Annotated in this window: 19 protein-coding genes; 11 read left to right on the forward strand and 8 right to left on the reverse strand. The window is 73.7% G+C overall.

Annotation, left to right across the window (positions count from 1 at the left end; genetic code table 11):
* Positions 1 to 159: 159 nt before the first annotated feature.
* From BFL37_RS11080 to BFL37_RS11110, 8 genes are all read left to right on the forward strand, one after another.
* Complete coding sequence (locus tag BFL37_RS11080) at positions 160 to 2385, forward strand: glycosyltransferase (RefSeq protein ID WP_086515160.1); 2226 nt, start codon at positions 160 to 162, stop codon at positions 2383 to 2385.
* Positions 2382 to 3707 carry a nucleotide disphospho-sugar-binding domain-containing protein gene (locus tag BFL37_RS11085; protein WP_086515161.1) on the forward strand — a complete coding sequence of 442 codons (1326 nt, stop codon included), beginning with the start codon at positions 2382 to 2384 and terminating at the stop codon, positions 3705 to 3707. The genes BFL37_RS11080 and BFL37_RS11085 overlap by 4 nt, the downstream gene beginning before the upstream one ends.
* Positions 3708 to 3860: 153 nt before the next feature.
* Positions 3861 to 4034, forward strand: coding sequence for a hypothetical protein (locus BFL37_RS14610; protein ID WP_172403802.1), 174 nt, complete (start codon positions 3861 to 3863; stop codon positions 4032 to 4034).
* Between the two features lie 70 nt (positions 4035 to 4104).
* Positions 4105 to 5799, forward strand: a complete 1695-nt coding sequence (locus tag BFL37_RS11090; protein ID WP_086515162.1) for a circularly permuted type 2 ATP-grasp protein — start codon at positions 4105 to 4107, stop codon at positions 5797 to 5799.
* Between the two features lie 5 nt (positions 5800 to 5804).
* Complete coding sequence (locus tag BFL37_RS11095) at positions 5805 to 6734, forward strand: alpha-E domain-containing protein (protein WP_086515329.1); 930 nt, start codon at positions 5805 to 5807, stop codon at positions 6732 to 6734.
* Positions 6731 to 7576 carry a transglutaminase family protein gene (locus BFL37_RS11100; protein ID WP_086515163.1) on the forward strand — a complete coding sequence of 282 codons (846 nt, stop codon included), beginning with the start codon at positions 6731 to 6733 and terminating at the stop codon, positions 7574 to 7576. Before BFL37_RS11095 ends, BFL37_RS11100 begins: the two co-directional genes overlap by 4 nt.
* Before the next feature lie 37 nt (positions 7577 to 7613).
* Positions 7614 to 8552: an alpha/beta fold hydrolase gene (locus tag BFL37_RS11105; protein ID WP_086515164.1), complete on the forward strand. Its 939-nt coding sequence runs from the start codon at positions 7614 to 7616 to the stop codon at positions 8550 to 8552.
* Positions 8549 to 9052, forward strand: a complete 504-nt coding sequence (locus tag BFL37_RS11110) for a GNAT family N-acetyltransferase (RefSeq protein ID WP_086515165.1) — start codon at positions 8549 to 8551, stop codon at positions 9050 to 9052. Before BFL37_RS11105 ends, BFL37_RS11110 begins: the two co-directional genes overlap by 4 nt.
* 122 nt (positions 9053 to 9174) lie before the next feature.
* Here the strand turns inward: BFL37_RS11110 and BFL37_RS11115 are convergent, their stop codons facing one another.
* The 4 genes from BFL37_RS11115 to BFL37_RS11130 all read right to left on the reverse strand — a co-directional run bounded on the left by BFL37_RS11115 (position 9175) and on the right by BFL37_RS11130 (position 13797).
* Positions 9175 to 9795 carry a hypothetical protein gene (locus tag BFL37_RS11115; RefSeq protein WP_086515166.1) on the reverse strand — a complete coding sequence of 207 codons (621 nt, stop codon included), beginning with the start codon at positions 9793 to 9795 and terminating at the stop codon, positions 9175 to 9177.
* An 86-nt stretch (positions 9796 to 9881) separates the two neighbouring features.
* Positions 9882 to 12119, reverse strand: a complete 2238-nt coding sequence (locus BFL37_RS11120) for a phosphocholine-specific phospholipase C (RefSeq protein ID WP_172403803.1) — start codon at positions 12117 to 12119, stop codon at positions 9882 to 9884.
* Positions 12120 to 12419: 300 nt separating this feature from the next.
* Positions 12420 to 13052 carry an alpha-ketoglutarate-dependent dioxygenase AlkB gene (locus BFL37_RS11125; protein ID WP_086515167.1) on the reverse strand — a complete coding sequence of 211 codons (633 nt, stop codon included), beginning with the start codon at positions 13050 to 13052 and terminating at the stop codon, positions 12420 to 12422.
* Positions 13053 to 13116: 64 nt separating this feature from the next.
* Positions 13117 to 13797, reverse strand: coding sequence for a Pr6Pr family membrane protein (locus BFL37_RS11130; RefSeq protein ID WP_086515168.1), 681 nt, complete (start codon positions 13795 to 13797; stop codon positions 13117 to 13119).
* Positions 13798 to 13875: 78 nt separating this feature from the next.
* On the opposite strand from BFL37_RS11130, the gene BFL37_RS11135 reads away from it, so the two are divergent.
* Positions 13876 to 14925: a lipoate--protein ligase family protein gene (locus BFL37_RS11135; RefSeq protein WP_086515169.1), complete on the forward strand. Its 1050-nt coding sequence runs from the start codon at positions 13876 to 13878 to the stop codon at positions 14923 to 14925.
* A 259-nt stretch (positions 14926 to 15184) separates the two neighbouring features.
* On the opposite strand, the gene BFL37_RS11140 is transcribed toward BFL37_RS11135, so the two are convergent.
* On the reverse strand, positions 15185 to 15469 hold the full coding sequence (locus BFL37_RS11140) for a GNAT family N-acetyltransferase (RefSeq protein WP_063072487.1): 285 nt from the start codon (positions 15467 to 15469) through the stop codon (positions 15185 to 15187).
* 103 nt (positions 15470 to 15572) lie between these two features.
* Between BFL37_RS11140 and BFL37_RS11145 the strand changes: the two genes are divergently transcribed.
* On the forward strand, positions 15573 to 16463 hold the full coding sequence (locus BFL37_RS11145) for an amidase domain-containing protein (protein WP_086515170.1): 891 nt from the start codon (positions 15573 to 15575) through the stop codon (positions 16461 to 16463).
* Here the strand turns inward: BFL37_RS11145 and BFL37_RS11150 are convergent.
* On the reverse strand, positions 16460 to 16957 hold the full coding sequence (locus tag BFL37_RS11150) for a DUF2809 domain-containing protein (protein WP_086515171.1): 498 nt from the start codon (positions 16955 to 16957) through the stop codon (positions 16460 to 16462). The two genes, BFL37_RS11145 and BFL37_RS11150, sit on opposite strands and share 4 nt — an antisense overlap.
* 53 nt (positions 16958 to 17010) lie before the next feature.
* Positions 17011 to 18651, reverse strand: coding sequence for a phosphoglucomutase (alpha-D-glucose-1,6-bisphosphate-dependent) (gene pgm, locus BFL37_RS11155; protein WP_086515172.1), 1641 nt, complete (start codon positions 18649 to 18651; stop codon positions 17011 to 17013).
* Positions 18652 to 18700: 49 nt separating this feature from the next.
* Here pgm and pheA point away from each other — a divergent pair, with 49 nt between their 5' ends.
* Complete coding sequence (pheA, locus tag BFL37_RS11160) at positions 18701 to 19663, forward strand: prephenate dehydratase (RefSeq protein WP_086515173.1); 963 nt, start codon at positions 18701 to 18703, stop codon at positions 19661 to 19663.
* Here the strand turns inward: pheA and BFL37_RS11165 are convergent, their stop codons facing one another.
* Positions 19664 to 21028, reverse strand: a complete 1365-nt coding sequence (locus BFL37_RS11165) for an APC family permease (RefSeq protein ID WP_086515174.1) — start codon at positions 21026 to 21028, stop codon at positions 19664 to 19666.
* Positions 21029 to 21035 lie beyond the last annotated feature (7 nt).

A 21035-nucleotide genomic window follows, 5' to 3' on the forward strand; every position in this document is an offset into this window, starting at 1 on the left:
CGGCCCGGGCCCGCGTCATCTGGCCCGCGCGGCTGTGTTCTCGCAGCCGACTGCGGAATACTCGCGAGGGCTGCGAGGCTGTCCCGGGAGCGAACGCTCCCGCGTGAGGCGCCTCACGGCTCCGTCGCAGGAGCAGGCGACCCGAAGGGGGGCACGAGCATGGGGATCCAGACGAGCCTGGACCAGGTGGCGCAGGCCGCGCGCATCCTCGACGTCATGCAGGAGGCCGACGAGCTCACGGTGGCCGCCAGCCGCGACGGCGGCGGACGCGCGGTGCGCCTCCTCGCCCGCGCCGCCGCCGACCCGGCCGACCAGCTCACCGCCGTCGCCGCCATCCACGCGCTCGCGCAGGTCTTCGACGAGGCCGCCGACATCGCGCTCGTCGCGCTCCTCGACCACGACGTCCGGTGGATCCGCGAGCACGCGGCCTGGGCGTTCGGCACGCGCCTCCCGCGCTTCGACGCGGTCTCGGGCCTCGTCGCCATGGTCGTCGAGGGCGGATTCCCCGGCATGCTCGCGCAGCGCACCCTCCAGCAGTGGGCCGGCTCGACGCCCGACCACGTCGCGCTCGCGCTCGAGAACGCGCTGCTCGGCGTGCGGGGCGACGGCGCCCGGTCGCGCCTCGTCGAGACGATCGGCCTCGTGCCCGGGCGGATCCCCGAGCGCGTGCTCCTCCGCATCGCCCCCGACGGGTCCGAGGGCCCGCTCACCCGCTCCGCCGCCGTGGCCGCGCTCGGCGACCGGCCCGCGGGCGAGGCGATCCTGGCCCTGGTGTCCGACATCGCGCGCGGCGACGACGAGGTGGCCGCGGTCGCGCGCCTCGCCGTGCTCGACATCGCCCGCCAGCACGGCGACCACCCCGCCCCGCCCGCGCGCCCGGGCCTCACGGTGGTCCAGCTCTTCCTGCACGCCGACATCGACGCCGGGCTCACCCACGTGGGCGCGGGCGACAACGGCGGCATCGCGACGCTGCTCGTGCGGCTGGGCGACGCGCTCGTGGATCCGTCGGTCGCGTCGACCGCGTCCCGAGACGCGGAGGCCGCGACGGTCGTCGACCGTCCCGTCGACCGCGTCCTCACGCTGTCCCGCGGCACGCCCGACCAGGCGCTCGGCTCGCTCGCGCGCGTCGCCGCGGGCGACGACGGCCACGTCTTCGCGCACATCCCGATGCTCGGCGGCCCGCGCTCGCTGCCCGAGGCGTGGCCGCACCGCGTCGAGGCCGAGCGGGGGATCCGCCGCGTGCTGCGCGCCGCCGGCCGCGTCGACGCCGTGCACCTCCGCATGGCCGACGTGGGCACGCTCGCCGCCTCCACGGTCGCGCGCGAGCTCGGCATCCCCGTCGTCTTCACGGTCGCGCCGGATCCGCACGGCGTGGTCGACGCGCTCGACCGCTCCGGCGCCCTGACCCGCGACGGCTTCGGCGCCGTGGACGCGCGCGAGCACTACTGGTTCCGCGTGCGCCTCGTGCAGCGCCTGGCCGCCGACGCCGCGCACACCGTCCTCTTCCCCCGGCCCGAGCTCAAGCGCGACATGCGCCGCCTCGTCGGCATCGACGTGGACGCGCACCCCGAGCGCCACAGCGTCGTCGCCGAGGGCATCGACGTGGCCGCCATCGAGCGCTCGCGCGACGACGCCATGCTCGGCGCCGACGCGGACGGCGCGCCCGCCCGCGCGTTCGTCGAGCTCGACGACCTCCTCCGCGGCCTCCCCGAGGAGCGCCGCGACCTCCCGCTCGTGGTCTCCGTCGGCCGCCTCGCCCGCGTCAAGGGCATGGCCCAGCTCGCGCACGTCTGGGCGGCGGATCCCGCGCTCCGGTCCCGCGCCAACCTCCTCATCGTGGGCGGCGACCTCGACGCGCCCAGCGAGGAGGAGCGCGAGCAGCTGGCGCGCATCCTGGACGCGGTGCCCGACGCCGACGGATCCGCGGACGCCGCGCGACACGGCCTCCTCCTCGCCGGCCACCGCGGCAACGACACCGTCACGCGCTGGCTCGCCGCCGTGCGCTACGGCCGCCCGGGTCTCGCGGCGACCGGCGGCGCGTACGCGTGCGCGAGCATCAAGGAGGAGTTCGGCGTCGCGCTCCTCGAGGCGATGTCGATGGGGCTCCCCGTCGTCGCTCCCGCGTCCGGCGGCCCCGCGACCTACGTGGAGGACGGCGTGACGGGCCTCCTCGTCGACACCGCGGATCCCGCGGAGCTCGCCACCGGCATCGCCCGCGCCCTCGACATCGCGGCCGGCCCCGACGCCGACGCCGCCGCCGACCGGGCCCGCGACATGGTCGCGCGCACCTTCACCATCCAGGCCATGGCGGGCACCCTGTCCCGCGTCTACCGCGACGTCGCCGCAGCCGACGACCGAACCCTCTGGGAGCTCAGCGCCTCATGACCCTGCTCGTCATCAGCCCGGACTACGCGTCCCACCTCTTCCCCCTCATCACGCTCGCGTCGGCCTGGCAGCAGGCCGGCGAGCGCGTGGTCGTGGCGACCGGATCCGCCACCGCCGGCATCGTCGAGGCCTCCGGCTTCGAGCGCATCGACCTCCGCCTCGGCCGCGGATCCAACCCCGGCACCATCAAGGCCGAGGACCAGCCGACCGGCGAGGACGACGCCCTCCGCGGCTTCTTCGCCGCCACGCGCCGCGGCATGGTCGAGACGCTCCGCTTCCAGGCGGAGGCCCGGAGCGACGACCTGCTGTGGGAGCCGGTGGAGACCGCGCGCGCCGTGCAGCGGATCCTCGACGAGGTGCGTCCCGACCAGGTGATCGTCGACCACCTCGCCTTCAGCGCCCGCCTCGCGCTCCTCGCCTCGGGCACCCGGCACGCGGACGTCGTGCTCGGCCACCCGAGCGCGCTGCCCGTCGGCGACGAGGTCTACGGCTTCCCGCCCGCGTGGCCCGCCGCCTTCGAGCCCGAGGAGGAGGACCTCGACGAGCTGCACGCGCTCTGCGTCCGCGTGCGCGACCGCTTCACGGCGCAGTGGAACGACGCCCTCGCGATCCTCGCCCCGCACATGCCGCCCAGCCGCGACGCGTTCGCGGAGGCGGGCGACGTGCTCCTCCTCAACTACCCCGAGGAGCTGCACGACCTCGACCGCTCCGAGCTGCTGCCCCCGCACGCCTTCATCGGCTCGGCCGTGCGCCGCGAGGCCCCGGAGACGGAGGTGCAGGACTGGATCGACGCCGGCGGCGACCCGATCGTCTACGTGTCGCTCGGAAGCTTCCTCTCCGTGCGCGGCGACGTGCTGTCCCGCATCGCCGCGGCGCTGCGGGACCTCGACGTGCGCGTGGCGCTCGCGACCGGATCCACCGACAGGCAGGAGCTCGGCGACATCCCCGCCGACTGGCTCGTGCGCCCGTTCCTGCCGCAGGTGACGCTGCTCGGCCACGCCGACCTCGCCGTCACGCACGGCGGCAACAACTCCGTCACCGAGGCGGCGACCGCGGGCGTCCCGATGCTCGTGCTGCCGCTCTCGACCGACCAGTTCGCGGGCGCCGCGGCCCTGGAGGACGCGGGCCTCGGGATCGCGCTCGCGCCGAACGTCGCGACCGTCACCGAGCTGCGGCAGGCGGCCAAGGCCCTGCTCAACCCGTCCGGGATGCAGCGCGCCGGGCTCGACGCCATCGCCGCGTCGCTCAGCCGCTCGCCCGGCCCGCAGCGCGCGTACCAGGCGCTGGCCGGCGGGATCCGCCCGGAGCAGGCCGCGCGCTGATCCGGGCCGCTCCGACCGGCCGCTCCGACCGGGCCGCCGGTCGAGCCGCCCGGGCGACACCCGCCCCGCGATCTCGTAGACTCGTGAATGACCGCGTCACGCGCCCCGGCGCGGCGGTCGCCCCCAGTCTCGTCAACGGATCCAGGTGCCCTCGTGAACATCGTCGCTTTCATCATCGCGTTCGCCCTCTTCATGGCGGGCATGGCGCTGTTCGCGTTCGCGTTCTACATCGAGGGCTTCGAGCTGCTGAGCTTCTTCGCCGGCATCCTGCTCGTCTCGGCGTCGATCGCCATCCCCGCGCACGTCCTCAAGCGCACCGACGCCTGATCCGGAGCCTCCCCGGCGCCGCCCGGCGCCGGTAACACCCCCGACACACGCCCCGGCTACGCTCCGGGACATGGGTGATCTGTTCGAGGGATACGGCACGCTCGCGGCCGCACGCCGCGCCTCCGGGGGCGCGATGCCGTTCGACGAGATGTTCCGGGATCCGCCCGCCGACGGCGAGCCCGCCGTCACCCGGGCGGCCTACCGCGAGATCCACGCGGCCCTGTCGCGCATGACCAAGGACGAGCTGAAGGACCGCACCGACGCGCTCGCCACCAGCTACCTCGCGCAGGGCGTCACCTTCGACTTCGCGGGCGAGGAGCGGCCGTTCCCGCTCGACGCCGTGCCCCGCGTCATCGAGCAGGCCGAGTGGAGCCGGCTCGAGAAGGGCGTCGCGCAGCGGGTCCGCGCCCTCGAGGCGTTCCTCGCCGACGTGTACGGGCCGCAGCGCGCGATCCGCGACGGCGTGATCCCCGCGCGCCTTATCAGCTCGTCCAGCCACTTCCACCGCCAGGCCCAGGGGATCGACCCGGCCAACGGTGTCCGCATCCAGGTCTCCGGCATCGACCTGGTGCGCGACGAGGCCGGCGAGATGCGCGTGCTCGAGGACAACGTGCGCGTGCCCTCGGGGGTCAGCTACGTGATCTCCAACCGCCGCGTCATGGCGCAGACGCTGCCCGAGCTGTTCGTCTCCATGCGCGTGCGCCCGGTGGGGGACTACCCGAACAAGCTCCTGCAGGCCCTCCGCGCGAGCGCGCCCGACGGCGTCGAGGACCCGAACGTCGTCGTCCTCACGCCCGGCGTCTACAACAGCGCCTACTTCGAGCACACGCTGCTCGCGCGCCTCATGGGCGTCGAGCTCGTCGAGGGCCGGGACCTGTTCTGCTCCGGCGGCCGGGTCTGGATGCGCACCACGGGCGGCCCGATGCGCGTCGACGTCATCTACCGCCGCGTCGACGACGAGTTCCTGGATCCGCTGCAGTTCCGCGCCGACTCGATGCTCGGCTCGCCCGGCCTCATGCTCGCGGCCCGCCTCGGCAACGTGACCATCGCGAACGCGGTCGGCAACGGCGTCGCCGACGACAAGCTCGTCTACACGTACCTGCCCGACCTCATCCGCTACTACCTGGCCGAGGACGCGATCATCCCGAACGTCGACACCTGGCGCCTCGAGGAGCCCGACTCGCTCGAGGAGGTGCTCGACCGGCTGCCGGAGCTCGTGGTGAAGCCCGTCGACGGATCCGGCGGCAAGGGCCTCGTCGTCGGGCCCGCCGCCAGCGCGGGCGAGCTCGCCGAGCTGCGCGCGCGGCTCCTGAAGGACCCGCGCGGCTGGATCGCGCAGCCCGTGGTGCAGCTGTCCACCATCCCCACGCTCGTGGAGGACGGCATGCGCCCGCGCCACGCCGACCTCCGCCCGTTCGCCGTCAACGACGGCCGCGACATCTGGGTGCTGCCCGGCGGGCTCACGCGCGTGGCGCTCCCCGAGGGCCAGCTCGTGGTCAATAGCAGCCAGGGCGGCGGATCCAAGGACACCTGGGTCGTCGGCGACTCCGGCTTCCCCGCGGCCACGCGCGAGCGCAGCGTGCAGACGCTCGTCGCCGACCAGGCCGCGGTGACCACCTCGATCCCGATCGTCGCGAACGGCGAGAAGGCGCCCGACCAGTCGCCGCACGATCGGCCGCGCAACCGGGACCAGCACGAGCAGCAGCAGCAGGCCGCCGCCGCGCCCGCCGCCGGAGCCCGCACCACCACCGAGGGGGACCGCTGATGCCCATGCTGTCGCGCATCGCCGAGTCGCTGTTCTGGATCGGCCGCTACATCGAGCGGTCCGACGGCACCGCCCGCATCCTCGACGTGCACCTGCAGCTCCTGCTGGAGGATCCGTGGATCGACGAGGACACCGCCTGCCGGTCGCTGCTCAGCGTGATGGGCAGCGACGTCCCCTCCGACGAGGCGCTCGGCCGCGACGACGTGCTCGCGCTCCTCGCGGTGGACCGCACGCAGCCCGCCTCCATCGCGTACTCGCTCGGCGCCGCGCGGGAGAACGCCCGCCGGGCGCGCGAGATCGTCTCGAGCGAGCTGTGGGAGTGCCTCAACACGACGCGCGCCCGCATGCCGCGCAAGATCGCGAACGACCGCGTGCACGAGTTCTTCGGCTGGGTGCGCGAGCGCTCGGCCCTCGCGGTCGGGCTCGTCGAGTCGGGCACGAGCCGCGACGAGGCCTGGCAGTTCTTCACGCTCGGCCGGTCCATCGAGCGCGCCGACATGACCGCCCGCCTCCTCGCCACGCGCGCCCTCACCGAGGCGAGCGGCCCGTCGTGGACCACGATCCTCCGCTCCTGCGGCGCCTACGAGGCCTACCTGCGCACCTACCGCGGCGTGCCGAGCGCGCGCAACGCGGCCGAGTTCCTGCTGCTCGACCGGCTGTTCCCGCGGTCGATCACGCACTCCATCCGCCGCGCCGAGCAGTGCCTGCACGACATCGAGCCGCGCACCGACCGCCTCGGGGTGTCCGACCAGGCGCAGCGGCTGCTCGGGCAGATCCGCAGCGAGCTGGAGTACCGGCCCATAAGCGAGATCCTCGACGACCTCCCGCGCTTCATGGACGCCGTGCAGGAGGCGACCTCCGCCACCAGCGAGGCCGTCCGCCAGCGCTACTTCCCCACCAACGCGGCACCCAGCTGGGTCGGAGAGAACTCGTGAACCGCCTGCGCATCACCCACCGGACCGGCTTCCACTACGAGGGCGAGGTGACCGCGTCCTACAACGAGGCGCGCATGCTGCCCGTGTCGAGCGAGAACCAGTTCGTCCTGTACTCGAACCTCGACATCCAGCCGAAGCCGGGGCACCACACGTACGTCGACTACTTCGGCACGCGCGTCTCGTCGTTCGAGATCCTCAGCCCGCACCGCTCGCTGGAGCTCACGGCCACGAGCCTCGTCGAGGTGCGTCCGCGCACGCACGAGCCGCACCAGCTCGGCTGGGACGACCTCGCGGTCGACGTGCAGCGCGCCACCGAGCACGTGGAGCAGGTCGCGCAGACCGCGCGCACCGAGCCGCACGAGGAGGTCCGGGCGCTCGCGGAGGGGATCGCGGGCGGCGCCGGCACGCCGTGCGAGGCGGCCGCGGAGATCGCGCGCGCGATCGGCGAGAAGGTCGAGTACATGGCCGGCGTCACGAGCGTGCAGTCGACCGCGCGCGAGGCGTGGGAGCAGGGGCGCGGCGTCTGCCAGGACATCACGCACATCGTCATCGGGGCGCTGCGGCACGTCGGGATCCCCGCGCGCTACGTCAGCGGCTACCTGCACCCGAAGCCGAACGCCGCCGTCGGCGAGACCGTCACGGGCGAGTCGCACGCGTGGGTCGAGTGGTTCTGCGGCGAGTGGCGCGGCTGGGATCCGACGAACCTCATCGACATCGGCGACCGGCACGTGCTCGTCGGCCGCGGCCGCGACTACCGCGACGTGGCGCCGCTGCGCGGCATCTACGCGGGGCCGTTCCGGTCGAAGCTGTTCGTGCGGGTGGAGATCACGCGCGAGTCCTGATCCGGGCGGCGGGGCGGGCCCGCCCTAGTCTGGATCCATGCCCGACGACGAGCGCCCCACCGGCGGAGCCGACCACCGCACCCTCGTGGACGCGGAGGGCGTGACCCTCCACTACTACGTGTGGGAGGCCGAGTCCCCGCGGGCCGTGGTCCACATCGCGCACGGCGTCGGCGAGCACGCGCTCCGCTACGTCCGGCTCGCGCACGAGCTCAACGCTTTCGGGTTCACGGTCGCCGCCGACGACCACCGCGGGCACGGCGCCACCGGCCTCGGCCACCTCGGCATCGGCGTGCTGGGGCCGCGGCGGCACCTGGCGGCGCTCGACGGGATCCAGCTGGTGAGCGAGCAGCTGCGCCGGGAGCACCCCGACCTGCCGCTCGTGCTCCTCGGGCACAGCTGGGGCGCGCTCCTCGCGCAGCGGATCGTGGCGCGCGCGTCGCACCTCTACGCGGGGCTGGTGCTGAGCGGCGCGTCGCTGGCGATGCCCGGCGTGATCAACACGGGCGACCTCAACAGGCGCTGGCGGCACCCCGCGGCGTCCGGCTTCGAGTGGCTGTCGCGGGATCCGGAGGCACAGCGCGCGTTCGGCGCCGACGACCGCAACTTCGACGTCAACGCGCTGAAGCCGTACCGGATGCGCGACTCGGTGCAGATCATGGGCCGCCCGCCGCGGAAGCTCGCGACCGACCTGCCCGTGCTGATCCAGGGCGGCGAGGAGGACTCGCTCGGCGGTCGGCGCGGGATGCAGCTCCTCGCCCGCGACTACAGCAGGCGCTCGCGCCTGAGCGACGTGCTGCTCATCGTCTACCCGGGCGCCCGGCACGAGATCTACAACGAGACGAACCGCGACGAGGTGGTCGCGGATCTGCGGAGCTGGCTGGAGTCGCGCGTGGTCGCGGCGGCCGCGGCCGACGGAGCCGCGGACGGCGCGGCCGACGGAGCCGCGGACGGCGCCGCGGACGGAGCGGCGGGATGACGGGCGCGGGATCCGCCGGCGTGGCGCTCCGCCCGGCGCGCGCCGACGACCTGCCGTTCCTGGAGGACATGCTGCTGGCGTCGATGGACTGGCGCGACGACGGATCCATGACCCGCGAGCGCATGCTCGCCACCCCGGAGCTCGCGCACTACGTGTCCGGCTGGCCGCGCGCCGGCGACGTGGGCGTGGTCGCGGAGGCCGACGGGGATCCGGTCGGCGCCGCCTGGGCCCGCCTCTTCGCGGACGACGACCGCGGCTACGGCTTCGTCGCGTCCGACGTCCCCGAGCTCGGCATGGCGCTCGTCCCGTCGGCGCGCGGCCGGGGCGTCGGGCGGGCGCTGCTCGTCGCGCTCGTCGACGCGGTCCGGGCGTCGGGCGCCCCGGCCGTCAGCCTCAGCGTGGAGGACGGCAACGACCGGGCCCGCGCGCTCTACGCGTCGCTCGGGTTCGTGGCCGTGGGACGCGAGGGCGGATCCGACGTGCTGCTGCTCCGCTGGTGACGCCCGCCGCCCTCCGGGCCGCGGGATGCGGACGGAGGGCGGCGGTGGTGCGGTGCTGCGACCGGTCAGGCGCGCGTCGGCCCGGCCGCCCGCGCGTGTCCGGCCGCGCGACCGGGGAGGGATCAGTCGGCGCAGTGCGACTTCCACGTCTTGGGGAAGTCGAAGCAGTAGCCCTCGCCGCACGGCCCGTCCTTGATGTACTCGGCGCACCCCGCGACCAGGATGCCGAGGGCGACGCAGGACAGCTTCGAGAGGTCGAGCGTGATGCACACCGTGCCGAGGTACACGGCCGCGCCCACGGCGATGAGCGTCTTCATGTACTTGCTCGGGATGTAGTACTCGTGGCCGCTCCAGAACGCCTTCGACTCGGCGATGCCGCCGGGGTCGCCCTGCGCGATCACCTCCGCCTTCGTGACCGGCCGGCCGTCGGGCGAGGCGAGGGTCCGCTGGACCGCCTCGTTCTCCACCGCATGGGCGGTCGACGGGCCGGTGGCCTGGATCTCGGCGCGCACCTCGGCGGCGACCTGCGCGTGGCTCTCGCCCTTCGCGGCCCAGGCGTCGATGTGCTGGCCGCCGCCGACGACGCCCTCGGCGGCGACCGTGGCGACCTGGTCGGCGGTGATCCTCCCCGTCTCCAGGTCCTGCTCGAACGTGCCGCGCAGGAGGGAGGAGGCGAGGGCGGACTGCTCGAGGTGGGCGGGTGCCGCCTGGGCGGCGTCGCCGGCACCCAGGCCGAAGAGCATGACGGCCGAGGCGGTGGCCGTTCCGCGCACGACGACGCCGGCCGGCCCCCGGGGGACCGGCCGGCGTCGCCGCGCGACGTGCCGCGCTACTGCACGCGACCCGCGTACCGGTACCGGAAGCCGTCGGCGGCGGTGACCACCACGTCGTAGTAGCCCCACTCGTCCACCGGCCAGTCCACCGTCGTGCTGCGGCCGGGCTTCACGGTCTCGTGGCGCTCGCGCGTGATGAAGTCCTCGGCCGTCAGCGTGTAGCGCACCGAGGGCGTCCCGTCGTTCGCGAGCGTGAGGCGCAGCACGGGCTTGCGGCCCGGGACCGTCTCGGCCGAGACCCGGGGCACGGGGACGTCGTCCGTCCCCGCCGCGATCACGGTGCCGGCGAAGCGGCGCAGGAACCGGTCGGGCCCGTAGACGCTGAAGTCGTACGCGCCGGCGTGCGCCGAGCTCTCCCACGTGTAGGCCGCCTTCCCGTTGGCCGCCACCGTGAAGGGCGTCGACGCGAACGGCAGCGCGATGTTCGGGAAGACCTGGTGGGAGACGCCCTGCGCGCCGCGGTTGCGCATCGTCAGCGTGATGCGGCCGGATGCCCGGTCCACCTCCACGTCGGCGTCCTGCCGGTAGGGGAGCGGGCGGTGGCGCATCCGGCCCTCCTCCTGCGCGGGCATCCGCTGCGCGCCCACCGCGGGCTCCTGAACGGGCGGCTTCGCCATGTCGGCGTCGGCCGCCGCGACGAGCGCCTGCGTCGCGGTCAGCGGCAGCACCTCGCGGGCGGACGGGATCGAGAAGTCGGGGTGCGCGAAGTCGAAGCACGACGTGAGGTCGCCGGAGATCGTGCGGCGCCAGTCGGAGATGTTCGGCTCGCGGACGCCCGTCCAGGTCTCGAGGAACCGGATCACCGAGGTGTGGTCGAACACCTGCGAGTCGACCCAGCCCCCGCGGCTCCACGGCGACACCACCGTGAGCGGGACGCGCGTGCCGTAGCCGATGGGCAGGCCGTCGACGTACTCGTCGGGCGTGCCCGGCTCGGCCAGCGGCGGCAGCTGGTGGTCGAAGTAGCCGTCGTTCTCGTCGTAGTTGATGAGGAGCACCGTGCTCGCCCAGGTGTCCGGGTTGCTCATGAGCGCCTGGATCACGGCGTTCGTGTAGTGCGCGCCGTAGTCGGGGCTGGCCTTCGGGTGCTCGCTCCAGCCGTACGGCGCCACGACGTACGACACCTGCGGCAGCGTGTTCGCCGCGGCGTCCCTCCCGAACTCCTCGAGCAGGTGGGTGACGTCGAGGCCCTTGCCGGAGTCGGGCTTCCAGCCGTCGTGGAGCCCGCCGTCGAGCGCGAGCTGGCGCGTCGCGGGATCCGACGAGGCGAGCGCCTCGTGGTAGCGGTGGAACAGCCAGAGCGGGTTGTCGCCGTAGTCGCCGACGTAGGGGTGCGTGCCCTCGTCGCCGACCTCGTCGTTCGCGTAGGTCCTCCAGGTGATGCCCGCCTCGCGCAGCCGCTCGGGGTAGGTCGTCCAGCCGAAGACGGGCGCGTAGTCGTCGGGGTTGTCGATGGCGGGGCCGCCGGCCTTCCCTCGGGGGTCGATGGTCCCGGTCCACTGGTAGAGGCGGTTCGGCGTCGTCGGACCGATGAGCGAGCAGTGGTAGTGGTCCGCGATCGTGAACGCGGAGGCGAGGGCGTGGTGGAAGGGGAGGTCGTCCTTCGTGAAGTAGCCCATGGTCTGCTCGCTCTTCGCGACCACCCAGTTGTCCCAGGCCCCCTCGTTCCAGGCCTGGTGCCCGCCCTTCCAGGAGTGGTCGAGGCCGCCGGCGCCCTGCGCGTTGAAGCGCGACGAGTCGAGCGGGAAGGGCAGCATGCGCCCGCCGTCGGGGCGGCTCGCGTCGGGCTGCGCGAAGACGGTGCCGCCGCCCGGGAGCTCCACGGCCTGCTTGTCGCCGAAGCCGCGGACTCCCGGCAGCGTGCCGAAGTAGTGGTCGAACGAGCGGTTCTCCTGCATGAGGATCACGACGTGCTCGACGTCCCGGATGGAGCGGGTCAGGTCCCGGCGGGTGGCCGCGGTCGCCGCGCCGGGTGCGCCGGTCGCGGATCCGGCGGCGACGCCGGCCATGATCGCGGCGGCGCCGCCGAGCAGGACGGCGCGGCGGCTGACGCCCGGGCGGATCCCGGTGCGGTACGGGCGCGAGGGGTCGAGCGGGGGCGCGGCGTCGACGCCCGCTGCCGGGTCGATGCCCGCTGCGGGGTCGTTACCCGCCGCGGGGTCGGCGCCCGCTGTCGGGTCGATGCCCGCTCCGAGGTCGACGTCGGGGGCGTGCTCTTCGGGCTTGGAGGTGCTCACGGTGACGGTCCTTCTTCCTGGATCGTGCCGCACCCGGCGGGCGGGGGATCCCGCGGGGCGGCGACGTGGAGGGCGCGCGCCGTCGCGGGGTCCCGCACCGACGCGTGCTCGGCTCGACGCGGGGGATCCCGGCGGGTCGCGCCCGGGAGCGTCGATGCCAGGCGCGATCCTCCCCGCCCCAGGGGAACAGCGGGTCGCCCGACGCGACATCCGGCGGAATGCCTCCTGAACAGCGGGATCGTTCCCCATCCCGGCGGGCGTCGTCGGCGCGCCCCGCGGCGCCGCGTCGGAGGCTGCCCCTCAGGCGGGCCAGACCGGCCGGAACTGGATGCTGATCCGCGGCCCGACCGCCTTGGCCGTCTTGAGGATGGCGTGCTCGTGCGTGCGCTGCGCGCTGCCGCCCATGACGACGAGGTCGCCGTGCCCGAGCGGGAAGCGCCGCACCTCGCCGCCGCCCTTCGGCCGCAGCGACAGCGTGCGCGCGGCGCCCACAGAGACGATGGCGACCATGGTGTCGCGGTCGATGGCGCGGCCAACCCGGTCGCCGTGCCACGCGACGCTGTCGTCGCCCGTGCGGTAGAAGCACAGCCCCGCGGTCTCGAGCACCTGCCCGGGGGGCCGGCCGTAGTGGTCGTTCAACGCCGTGCGGGCCTCGTCGAGCACGGGTGCGGGCAGGGTCGCGCGGGGCCCGAACCACGACAGGAGCCGCGGCACCTCGACGGTGCGGCCGTGCATGAGCCGCGTGTCCGCCGTCCACTCCACGTCCTCCACGAGGCGCTCGAACAGCGCGTCGGAGTCGCTGACCCACCCGGGCCGGATGTCGAGCCACGCGCCCTGCCCGAGGTCGAGCCGCTCGACCTCCGCGCCGAGCGCGCCGAGGGACGGCTCCGCCTGGAGGTCGTCGAAGAGGGAGGCCTGGAACGCGATGCTCATGCCGCCACCATAGCCCGGATGTTCGAACGCATGTTCGAACGCCCGGGCGCTGGGGAGAGCCCGGTCAGGCTGCGGGGCAGCGGGATCCTCGGCGGCCGGCCCACGTGAGCGCGAGCGTCAGCGCGCAGATCATCGCCGCGATGACGACGACCCAGACCGCGACCGTGCCGTATCCGCCGCCGCCCGTCGCGGGATCCAGGAACGGGTACGGGTAGTAGGTCGCCGCCCCCGTGACCTCGTTGCCGGTGAACGGCCCGCGGGCGAGCGTGACCGCGACCCAGACCAGCGGGAAGATCACGACCCGGCCGACCGCGCCGAACCCCAGCGGCCGGCGGTCGGGCGCGAGCAGCCAGTCGGCGAGCACGAGCAGCGGCACGACCACGTGCAGCACCTCGTTCGACCAGGGGAGGTTGCCGCCGGGGATCGTCGGCAGGCCGCGCAGCAGCAGGTTGTAGACGATGCCGGTGGTGACCATGTACGTGGTCGCGGCCAGCCGGAGCGTCGTCCAGCCGCGTCCCGGCACGGGCGCCCGTCGCAGCAGCCGGACGGCGCCGACGCCCATGACCACGGCCGCGAGCAGGTTCGACTCGATCGTGAAGTACATGAGGAAGTCGATCGTCTTGCCCCAGATCCCCTCCACGCCGATGCTCCGCCAGTACGAGGAGCTGACGACGTACTGGCTCGTGACGGCGACCAGGACGGTCAGGGTGGTGAGGAGGCGGACGACGGCCCAGGTGATGCGCACGTCCCACCGTCGCACACCCGGGTGCCACCGGGGATCCCCCACCCGGGGACGCGTCGCCCCCGGGCCTAGGCTGGCGGGATGCATGGTGAGTACAAGGTCCCCGGCGGCAAGCTCGTCGTGGTCGACCTCGACGTGACCGACGGCCGCATCTCCGACTTCCGCCTGGCGGGCGACTTCTTCCTGGAGCCCGACGACGCGCTCGAGGCCATCGACGGGGCCGTCAACGGCCTCGCCGAGGACAGCGACGCCGCCGCGATCGCCGCCGCGATCCGCCGCGCGCTCCCGCCGCAGGCCGTGCTCCTCGGCTTCTCGCCCGAGGCCGTCGCCGTCGCGATCCGCCGCTCGCTCGCCCGCGCCACGAACTGGGGCGACTACGAGTGGGAGGTCATCCACGACCGCGCCTACCGGCCCGTCGAGCAGATGGCGCTCGACCAGGTGCTCGCCGAGGAGGTCGGCGCCGGTCGCCGCAACCCCACGCTCCGCATCTGGGAGTGGGACCAGCCGGCCGTCGTCATCGGCAGCTTCCAGTCGCTCCGCAACGAGGTCGACGCCGAGCAGGCCGCGGCCCACGGCTTCGACGTCGTGCGCCGGGTCTCCGGCGGCGGCGCCATGTACATGGAGGCGGGCGCCGTCATCACGTACTCGATCTACGCGCCCGTCGACCTCGTGCAGGGCATGACCTTCGCGGACTCCTACGCCTACCTCGACGAGTGGGTGATCACCGCCCTCCGGTCGCTCGGGATCGACGCGTCTTACCAGCCGCTCAACGACATCACGAGCCCCAGCGGCAAGATCGGCGGCGCCGCGCAGAAGCGCCTCGGCGCCGGCGCCGTGCTCCACCACGTCACCATGAGCTACGACATGGACGGCGAGAAGATGGTGCAGGTGCTCCGCATCGGCCGCGAGAAGATCAGCGACAAGGGCATCACGAGCGCCGCCAAGCGCGTGGATCCGCTCCGCAGCCAGACCGGCATGAGCCGCGCCGACATCATCGAGCGCATGAAGGACACGTTCACCGGCCTCTACGGCGGGAAGCCGGGTCAGGTCACGCCCGAGGAGTGGGCCAAGACGCGGCAGCTCGTGGAGGACAAGTTCCAGACGCCGGAGTGGCTCACGCGCGTCCCCTGATCGGAGACTGTCCGCCTGGCGAAGCGCCGCTGTCCGCTCGGCGTCCCGGCTGTCCACGAGGCGACGCGGCCACCGTGAGCGGGCGTCGGCGCGCATAGTGTCGCCACGTCGTCCTTCCGGCCCCGCGGGGCCGAGCGGCGACGGCGGTCCGATCGAACCTCGCGTCGAGGCTCCGTTCGCGACCGCGGGCGACGGGGCGACCCGTCGGGGGGGGAGCGGACTCGCGGGGCGCATGCGTGCGCCTCGCGAGCGGACCCGCTCAGCCCCGCTCGAGCAGCTCCCGGTAGTCGGGGTGCTCGTCGATCCACTCCGCGACGAACGGGCACGCGGCCACGACCGTACGGGATCCGCCGCGCACGTCATCGAGCGCGGCGCGCACCAGCTCGCCGCCCAGGCCGCCGCGCCGCTTCGCGGGGTCGATCTCGGTGTGCGTGAAGACGATGCGGTCGCCCTGGATCAGGTAGTCCGCGAAGCCCGCGCGCTCGCCGTCGAGCCACAGCGTGTAGCGCGAGCCGTCGGGGTCGTGGGTCACGTCGACGCTCATCCCGCCACCCTAGGCGCGGCGTCGCGCGGAGTCGATCCGCAGGGCGTCGGGTTACCCTGGACGAGCCCGGGACCCGGGTCCCCCCTACCTCCCGGAGCAGCACGTGATCGCCGACATCCGCCGCCGCAGCATCCTCGCCGCCGCGCTCGCGGTCCCCGTGACCGCGGTCCTCGCCGCCTGCACGCGCCAGGAGCCGGCGCCGCGCGCGACCGCCGGCGGAGCGGCCGACGGCGAGTCGTCCGCGACCTCGCCCGCCGTCTCCGCGGTCGAGCCCGCGACGCTCTCCGTGTCGGGCGGCCAGACCGTCACGCTCACGGGCGCCGGCCTCTCGTCCGCCACCGCCGTCATGTTCGCGGGCGTCGCGGGCACCGACCTCGAGGTGGACGGCGACGGATCCGTCACGGTCACGGCGCCCCGCTCCGCCGACTACGAGGACCGGTCCGCCGACGTCCAGGTCATGGCCGGGGACGCGCCCCTCACCACCGTGACCGCCGCGTACGCCGCCCAGACGCCGGTGGACGCGCAGCTCCAGTACGCGCTCGCCCACTGGGACGCCTACAACCTCGAGGAGTACGGGAACTTCAACCCGTCCGGCGGCGACTGCGTCAACTTCGTGAGCCAGACCCTCATCCAGCGCGGCTGGGAGATGACGACGGAGTGGCACAACCGCGGCGGCGGATCCGACTGGACCTACGCGTGGATCCACGTGCCCACGTTCGACAGGTGGCTCGCCGCGAACGCGTCTACGCTCGGCGTGACGCGCCTCGAGCTCGCGGACCGCGACCGGCTCAAGGTCGGCGACATCGTCATCTTCGACTGGAACCGCAACGCCTCGCCCGACCACACGCAGATCGTCTCCGCCATCGAGCCGAAGGACGGCGGGAACATCGTGAAGATGGTCGGCCACAACCTCGACAACGACTACCGCGACCTCGACGAGACCATCACCACGGAGCACCCGGGCGCCGAGGTCCACTTCTGGAGCGTCTCCTAGCCCACGTCGTCGAGCCCGCGGCCGACCCGCAGCAGGCGGTCGACGAGGAGCACGAGCAGCACGCCCGCCGCGTAGGCGGCGAGGTCGACGGGGTCGTACCCCGTGCCGAGCAGCAGGCGGCAGAGCGGCACGTGCAGCGCCCAGATCGCGGGCCACCCGGTGATCTGCAGCAGCTCGATCCCTGTGCACCACACCAGCACGGCCGCGCCGTGCACGACGGTGTCGACCCGCGGCATCACCGCGATGAGCGCGAGGTGGATCGCGGCGGCGTAGAAGACGTCCGGCCACAGCCCGCGGCCGTCCGAGTGCGTGACGACCATGCCGGCGATGACGACCGCGAGCAGCGACGCCAGCGCGACGATCCGCCGACGCGCGTGGCCGTCCGGCAGCCGCACCTGCCTGTCGACGACCGGCGCCGCCCCGGCGGGACCGTCGGCGGGGTGCATCGACGGCTCGTCCCAGACGAACGCGTCCACATCCCCGGAATGGCGCATGTCCCCAGCGTAGGCACCGCGGATGCGAACGCGCCCCGTGCCGCGTCCTCCCGTCAGGCCCCGAGGGCCGCGTCGACGATCCGCTTGGCCTCCGCCTGGACCGCGTGCAGGTGGTCGAGGCCGACGAAGGACTCCGCGTAGATCTTGTAGACGTCCTCGGTGCCGCTGGGGCGCGCGGCGAACCACGCGTTCTCCGTGACGACCTTGACCCCGCCGACCGCGGCGCCGTTGCCGGGCGCGGTGCTGAGCTTGGCGATGATGGCGTCGCCCGCGACCTCGGTGGCGGTGATCGCGTCGCCGTCGAGCTTGCCGAGCGTGGCCTTCTGGTCCTTGGTCGCGGCGGCGTCGACGCGCTCGTAGACCGGGTCGCCGAAGCGCTCCGTGAGCTCGCGGTAGATCACGCTCGGCGTCTTGCCCGTGACCGCGAGGATCTCGGCGGCGAGCAGCGCGAGCAGGATCCCGTCCTTGTCCGTGGTCCAGACGCTGCCGTCCATGCGGAGGAAGCTCGCGCCGGCGGACTCCTCGCCGCCGAAGCCCACGGATCCGTCGATGAGGCCGGGCACGAACCACTTGAAGCCGACCGGCACCTCCCAGAGGCGGCGGCCGAGCGACTCGGCGACCCGGTCGATCACGCTGGAGGAGACGAGCGTCTTGCCGACGCCTGCGTCCTCGCGCCAGTGCGGGCGGTGCGCGTAGAGGTAGTCGATCGCGACGGCCAGGTAGTGGTTCGGGTTCATGAGCCCGGCGTCGGGGGTGACGATGCCGTGCCGGTCGGCGTCGGCGTCGTTGCCGGTGAGGATGTCGAAGTCGTCCTTGCGCGCGAGCACGCTGGCCATCGCGGAGGAGGAGGACGGGTCCATGCGGATCTTGCCGTCCCAGTCGAGGGTCATGAACGACCACGCGGGGTCGACCTCGGGGTTCACCACCTCGAGGTCCAGGCCGTAGCGCTCGCCGATGGCCGCCCAGTACTCGACGGACGCGCCGCCGAGGGGATCCGCGCCGATGCGCACGCCCGCCTCCTTGATGGCCGCCATGTCGATGATCGAGCCGAGGTCGTCCACGTAGTGCCCGAGGAAGTCGTAGCCCTCGACCCGCGCGCGCGCCTCGTCCAGGGCGACGCGCTTCACGTCGACGAGGCCGCCCGCGATGATCGCGTTGGCGCGCGACGCGATCCAGCCGGTGGCGTCGGAGTCGGCCGGGCCGCCGTGCGGCGGGTTGTACTTGAAGCCGCCGTCGGCGGGCGGGTTGTGGCTGGGGGTCACGACGATGCCGTCGGCCACGTCGTCGTCGCCGTGCGCGTCGTCGCGGTTCCAGCGGAGGATCGCGTGCGACAGGGCGGGGGTGGGGCACCAGGAGTCGCGCGAGTCGGCGAGCACGCGCACGCCGTTGGCGACGAGCACCTCGAGCGCCGTGTCCTCGGCGGGCTTCGAGAGCCCGTGGGTGTCGCGGCCGATGAACAGCGGTCCGGTGATGCCCTGCTCGGCCCGGTACTCCACGATCGCCTGCGTGATGGCGAGGATGTGGTCCTCGTTGAACGCGGTCTTCAGCGAGCTGCCGCGGTGGCCGCTGGTGCCGAACGCCACCTTCTGCTCCGGATCCTCCACGTCGGGGTGGAGGTCGTGATAGGCCCGGATCAGCTCGTCGAGGTCGACGAGGTCGGACGGGAGGGCGGCGGTGCCTGCGCGGTCATGCATGGATCCATCCTGGCACCGGCCCCCGCCGATTCCCATCTAGGGTGCAGGCATGCCCGAGACCCCCCGACCCGACGAGACGTACAGCTACCTCGGCCCGTCCGGCACCTTCACGGAGGCCGCGCTCACGCAGGTCGAGGCCGCTCGCGGGCGCACCTGGCGCGCGGTGAACAACGCGTCCGAGGCGCTCGCCGACGTGGTGTCCGGCACGTCGGTCGCGGCCATGATCGCCATCGAGAACTCGGTCGAGGGCGGGGTGACGGCCACGCAGGACGCGCTCGCGAACATCCCCGGCCTCCGGATCCTCAGCGAGCACCTCGTGCCCGTCTCCTTCGACCTCGTCGTGCGACCCGGCACGGCGCTCGCCGACGTGCGCACGGTCGCCGCGCATCCCGTCGCCTACGGCCAGTGCCGTCGCTTCCTCGAGCGCGAGCTGCCGACCCACGGGCACGTGCCCGCGACGTCGAACGTCGCCGCGGCCATGTCGCTCCTGGACGGCGGGACCGCGGACGCGGCCATCGCGCCGCCGCGGATCACGGAGAGCCAGCCGCTCGAGGCCGTCGCCCGCGGCATCGGCGACAACCCGAACGCCGTCACGCGCTTCGTGCTCGTCGGCCGCGCCACCACGCTGCCCGCGCGCACCGGCGCGGACAAGACGAGCCTCATCGTCGAGCTGCCCGACGACCGGGCCGGATCCCTGCTCGACATGCTCGAGCAGTTCGCCACCCGCGGGGTGAACCTCACCCTCATCCAGTCGCGGCCCATCGGCGACGAGCTCGGCCGCTACCGCTTCGTCATCGACGCGGAGGGCCACGTGCACGACGAGCGCGTGGCCGACGCCCTGCTCGGGATCCGCCGCTTCAGCCCGCGCGTCACCTTCCTCGGCTCGTACCCGCGGGCCGACGGGGCGCGGAGCACCTACCGCGAGCGGTACGAGGACGACGTGTTCCTCGAGGCGCGCGACTGGCTGCGCGGCATCGTCTCGGCCGAGCCCGGCGCGGGCGCGGACGCCTGATCACGCCCGGTCGCGGTCCACGTCCTTCGAGCGCGCGCCGGTGGCCCGGCTGATCAGGTGCAGCACGACGCCGACGGCCACGAGGATCGCGCCGAACAGCCACACCTGACCGCTCTGCTGGGTGAGCAGCAGCACGCAGGAGAGCGTCCCGAGCACGGGGACCGCGGTCCAGACGCGGAAGTGCGCGTGCTCCACGCGGTCCTTCCGCAGCACCAGCACGGCGACGTTCGTGCTGATGAAGACGAACAGCAGCAGGAGCACCACGGTCTCGGCGAGCGTGCCCACGTCGCCGACCGAGGTCAGCGCGACGGCGACCAGGGTGGTGACGACGATGGCGACCCACGGCGTCCGCCGGTTCGGCAGGACCCTCCCGAGCACGCCGGGCAGGAGGCCCTGGTCGGCCATGCCGAAGGTCACGCGGCTCGCCATGATCATGGTGAGCAGCGCGCCGTTCGCCACGGCCACGAGCGCGATGAGGCTGAAGACCCACCCCGGGATGCCCACGCCGGTCGCCTGCACCACCGCGAGCAGCGGGCCGGTCGACTCCGCGAGCTCGTCGGGGGAGAGGGCGGCGGAGCTCGCGAGCGCCACCAGCACGTAGACGACTCCCGCGGTGGCGAGCGATCCGAACAGCGCCTTCGGGTAGACGCGGCTCGGATCCCGCACCTCCTCGGCCACGTTCGCGCTCGTCTCGAACCCGACGAACGAGTAGTAGGCGACGATCGCGGCCGACAGCGTCGCGAGCGCCGCGTCCGACCCCTCCGGGAACTCGGTCACGCGCGACACGTCGCCGCCCCCGCCGCCGAGCATCACGGCCACGACGACGATCACGATCACGAGGCCGCTCAGCTCGATCACGGTCATCACGACGTTGCCGCGCATGCTCTCCGTGATCCCGCGCGCGTTGAGCGCCGCGACCAGGAGCAGGAAGACGATGGCGGCGGGGATCCGCGGCACGTCCATCACGGGGGCCAGCAGGGTCGAGAGGTACTCGCCGGCGAACGCGAGCGACAGGCCGGCGGCGCTGACGACCCCGGCCGCGAGCATCGAGAAGCCCACCAGGAACGACACGATCGGGAGCCGGAAGGCGCGCTCGGCGAAGATCGCGGCGCCGCCCGCCTTCGGGTACTTGGTCACGAGCTCGGCGTAGGAGCCCGCGGTGAGCAGCGCGAGCAGCAGCGCGACCACCAGCGGCACCCAGAGCGCGCCGCCCACGTCCTCGGCGAGCGTGCCCATGAGCGCGTAGATCCCGGCGCCGAGCACGTCGCCGAGGATGAAGAGGAACAGCAGCGGGCCGGTGATCGCCTGCTTCAGCTTCGATCCGCCGGCGGGTGCGCCCGCGTCGGCCTCGGTCGTGGTCGCCATGTCCGTT

Origin of the sequence: Clavibacter michiganensis, assembly GCF_002151125.1 — a bacterium.
GTDB lineage: Bacteria > Actinomycetota > Actinomycetes > Actinomycetales > Microbacteriaceae > Clavibacter > Clavibacter michiganensis_C.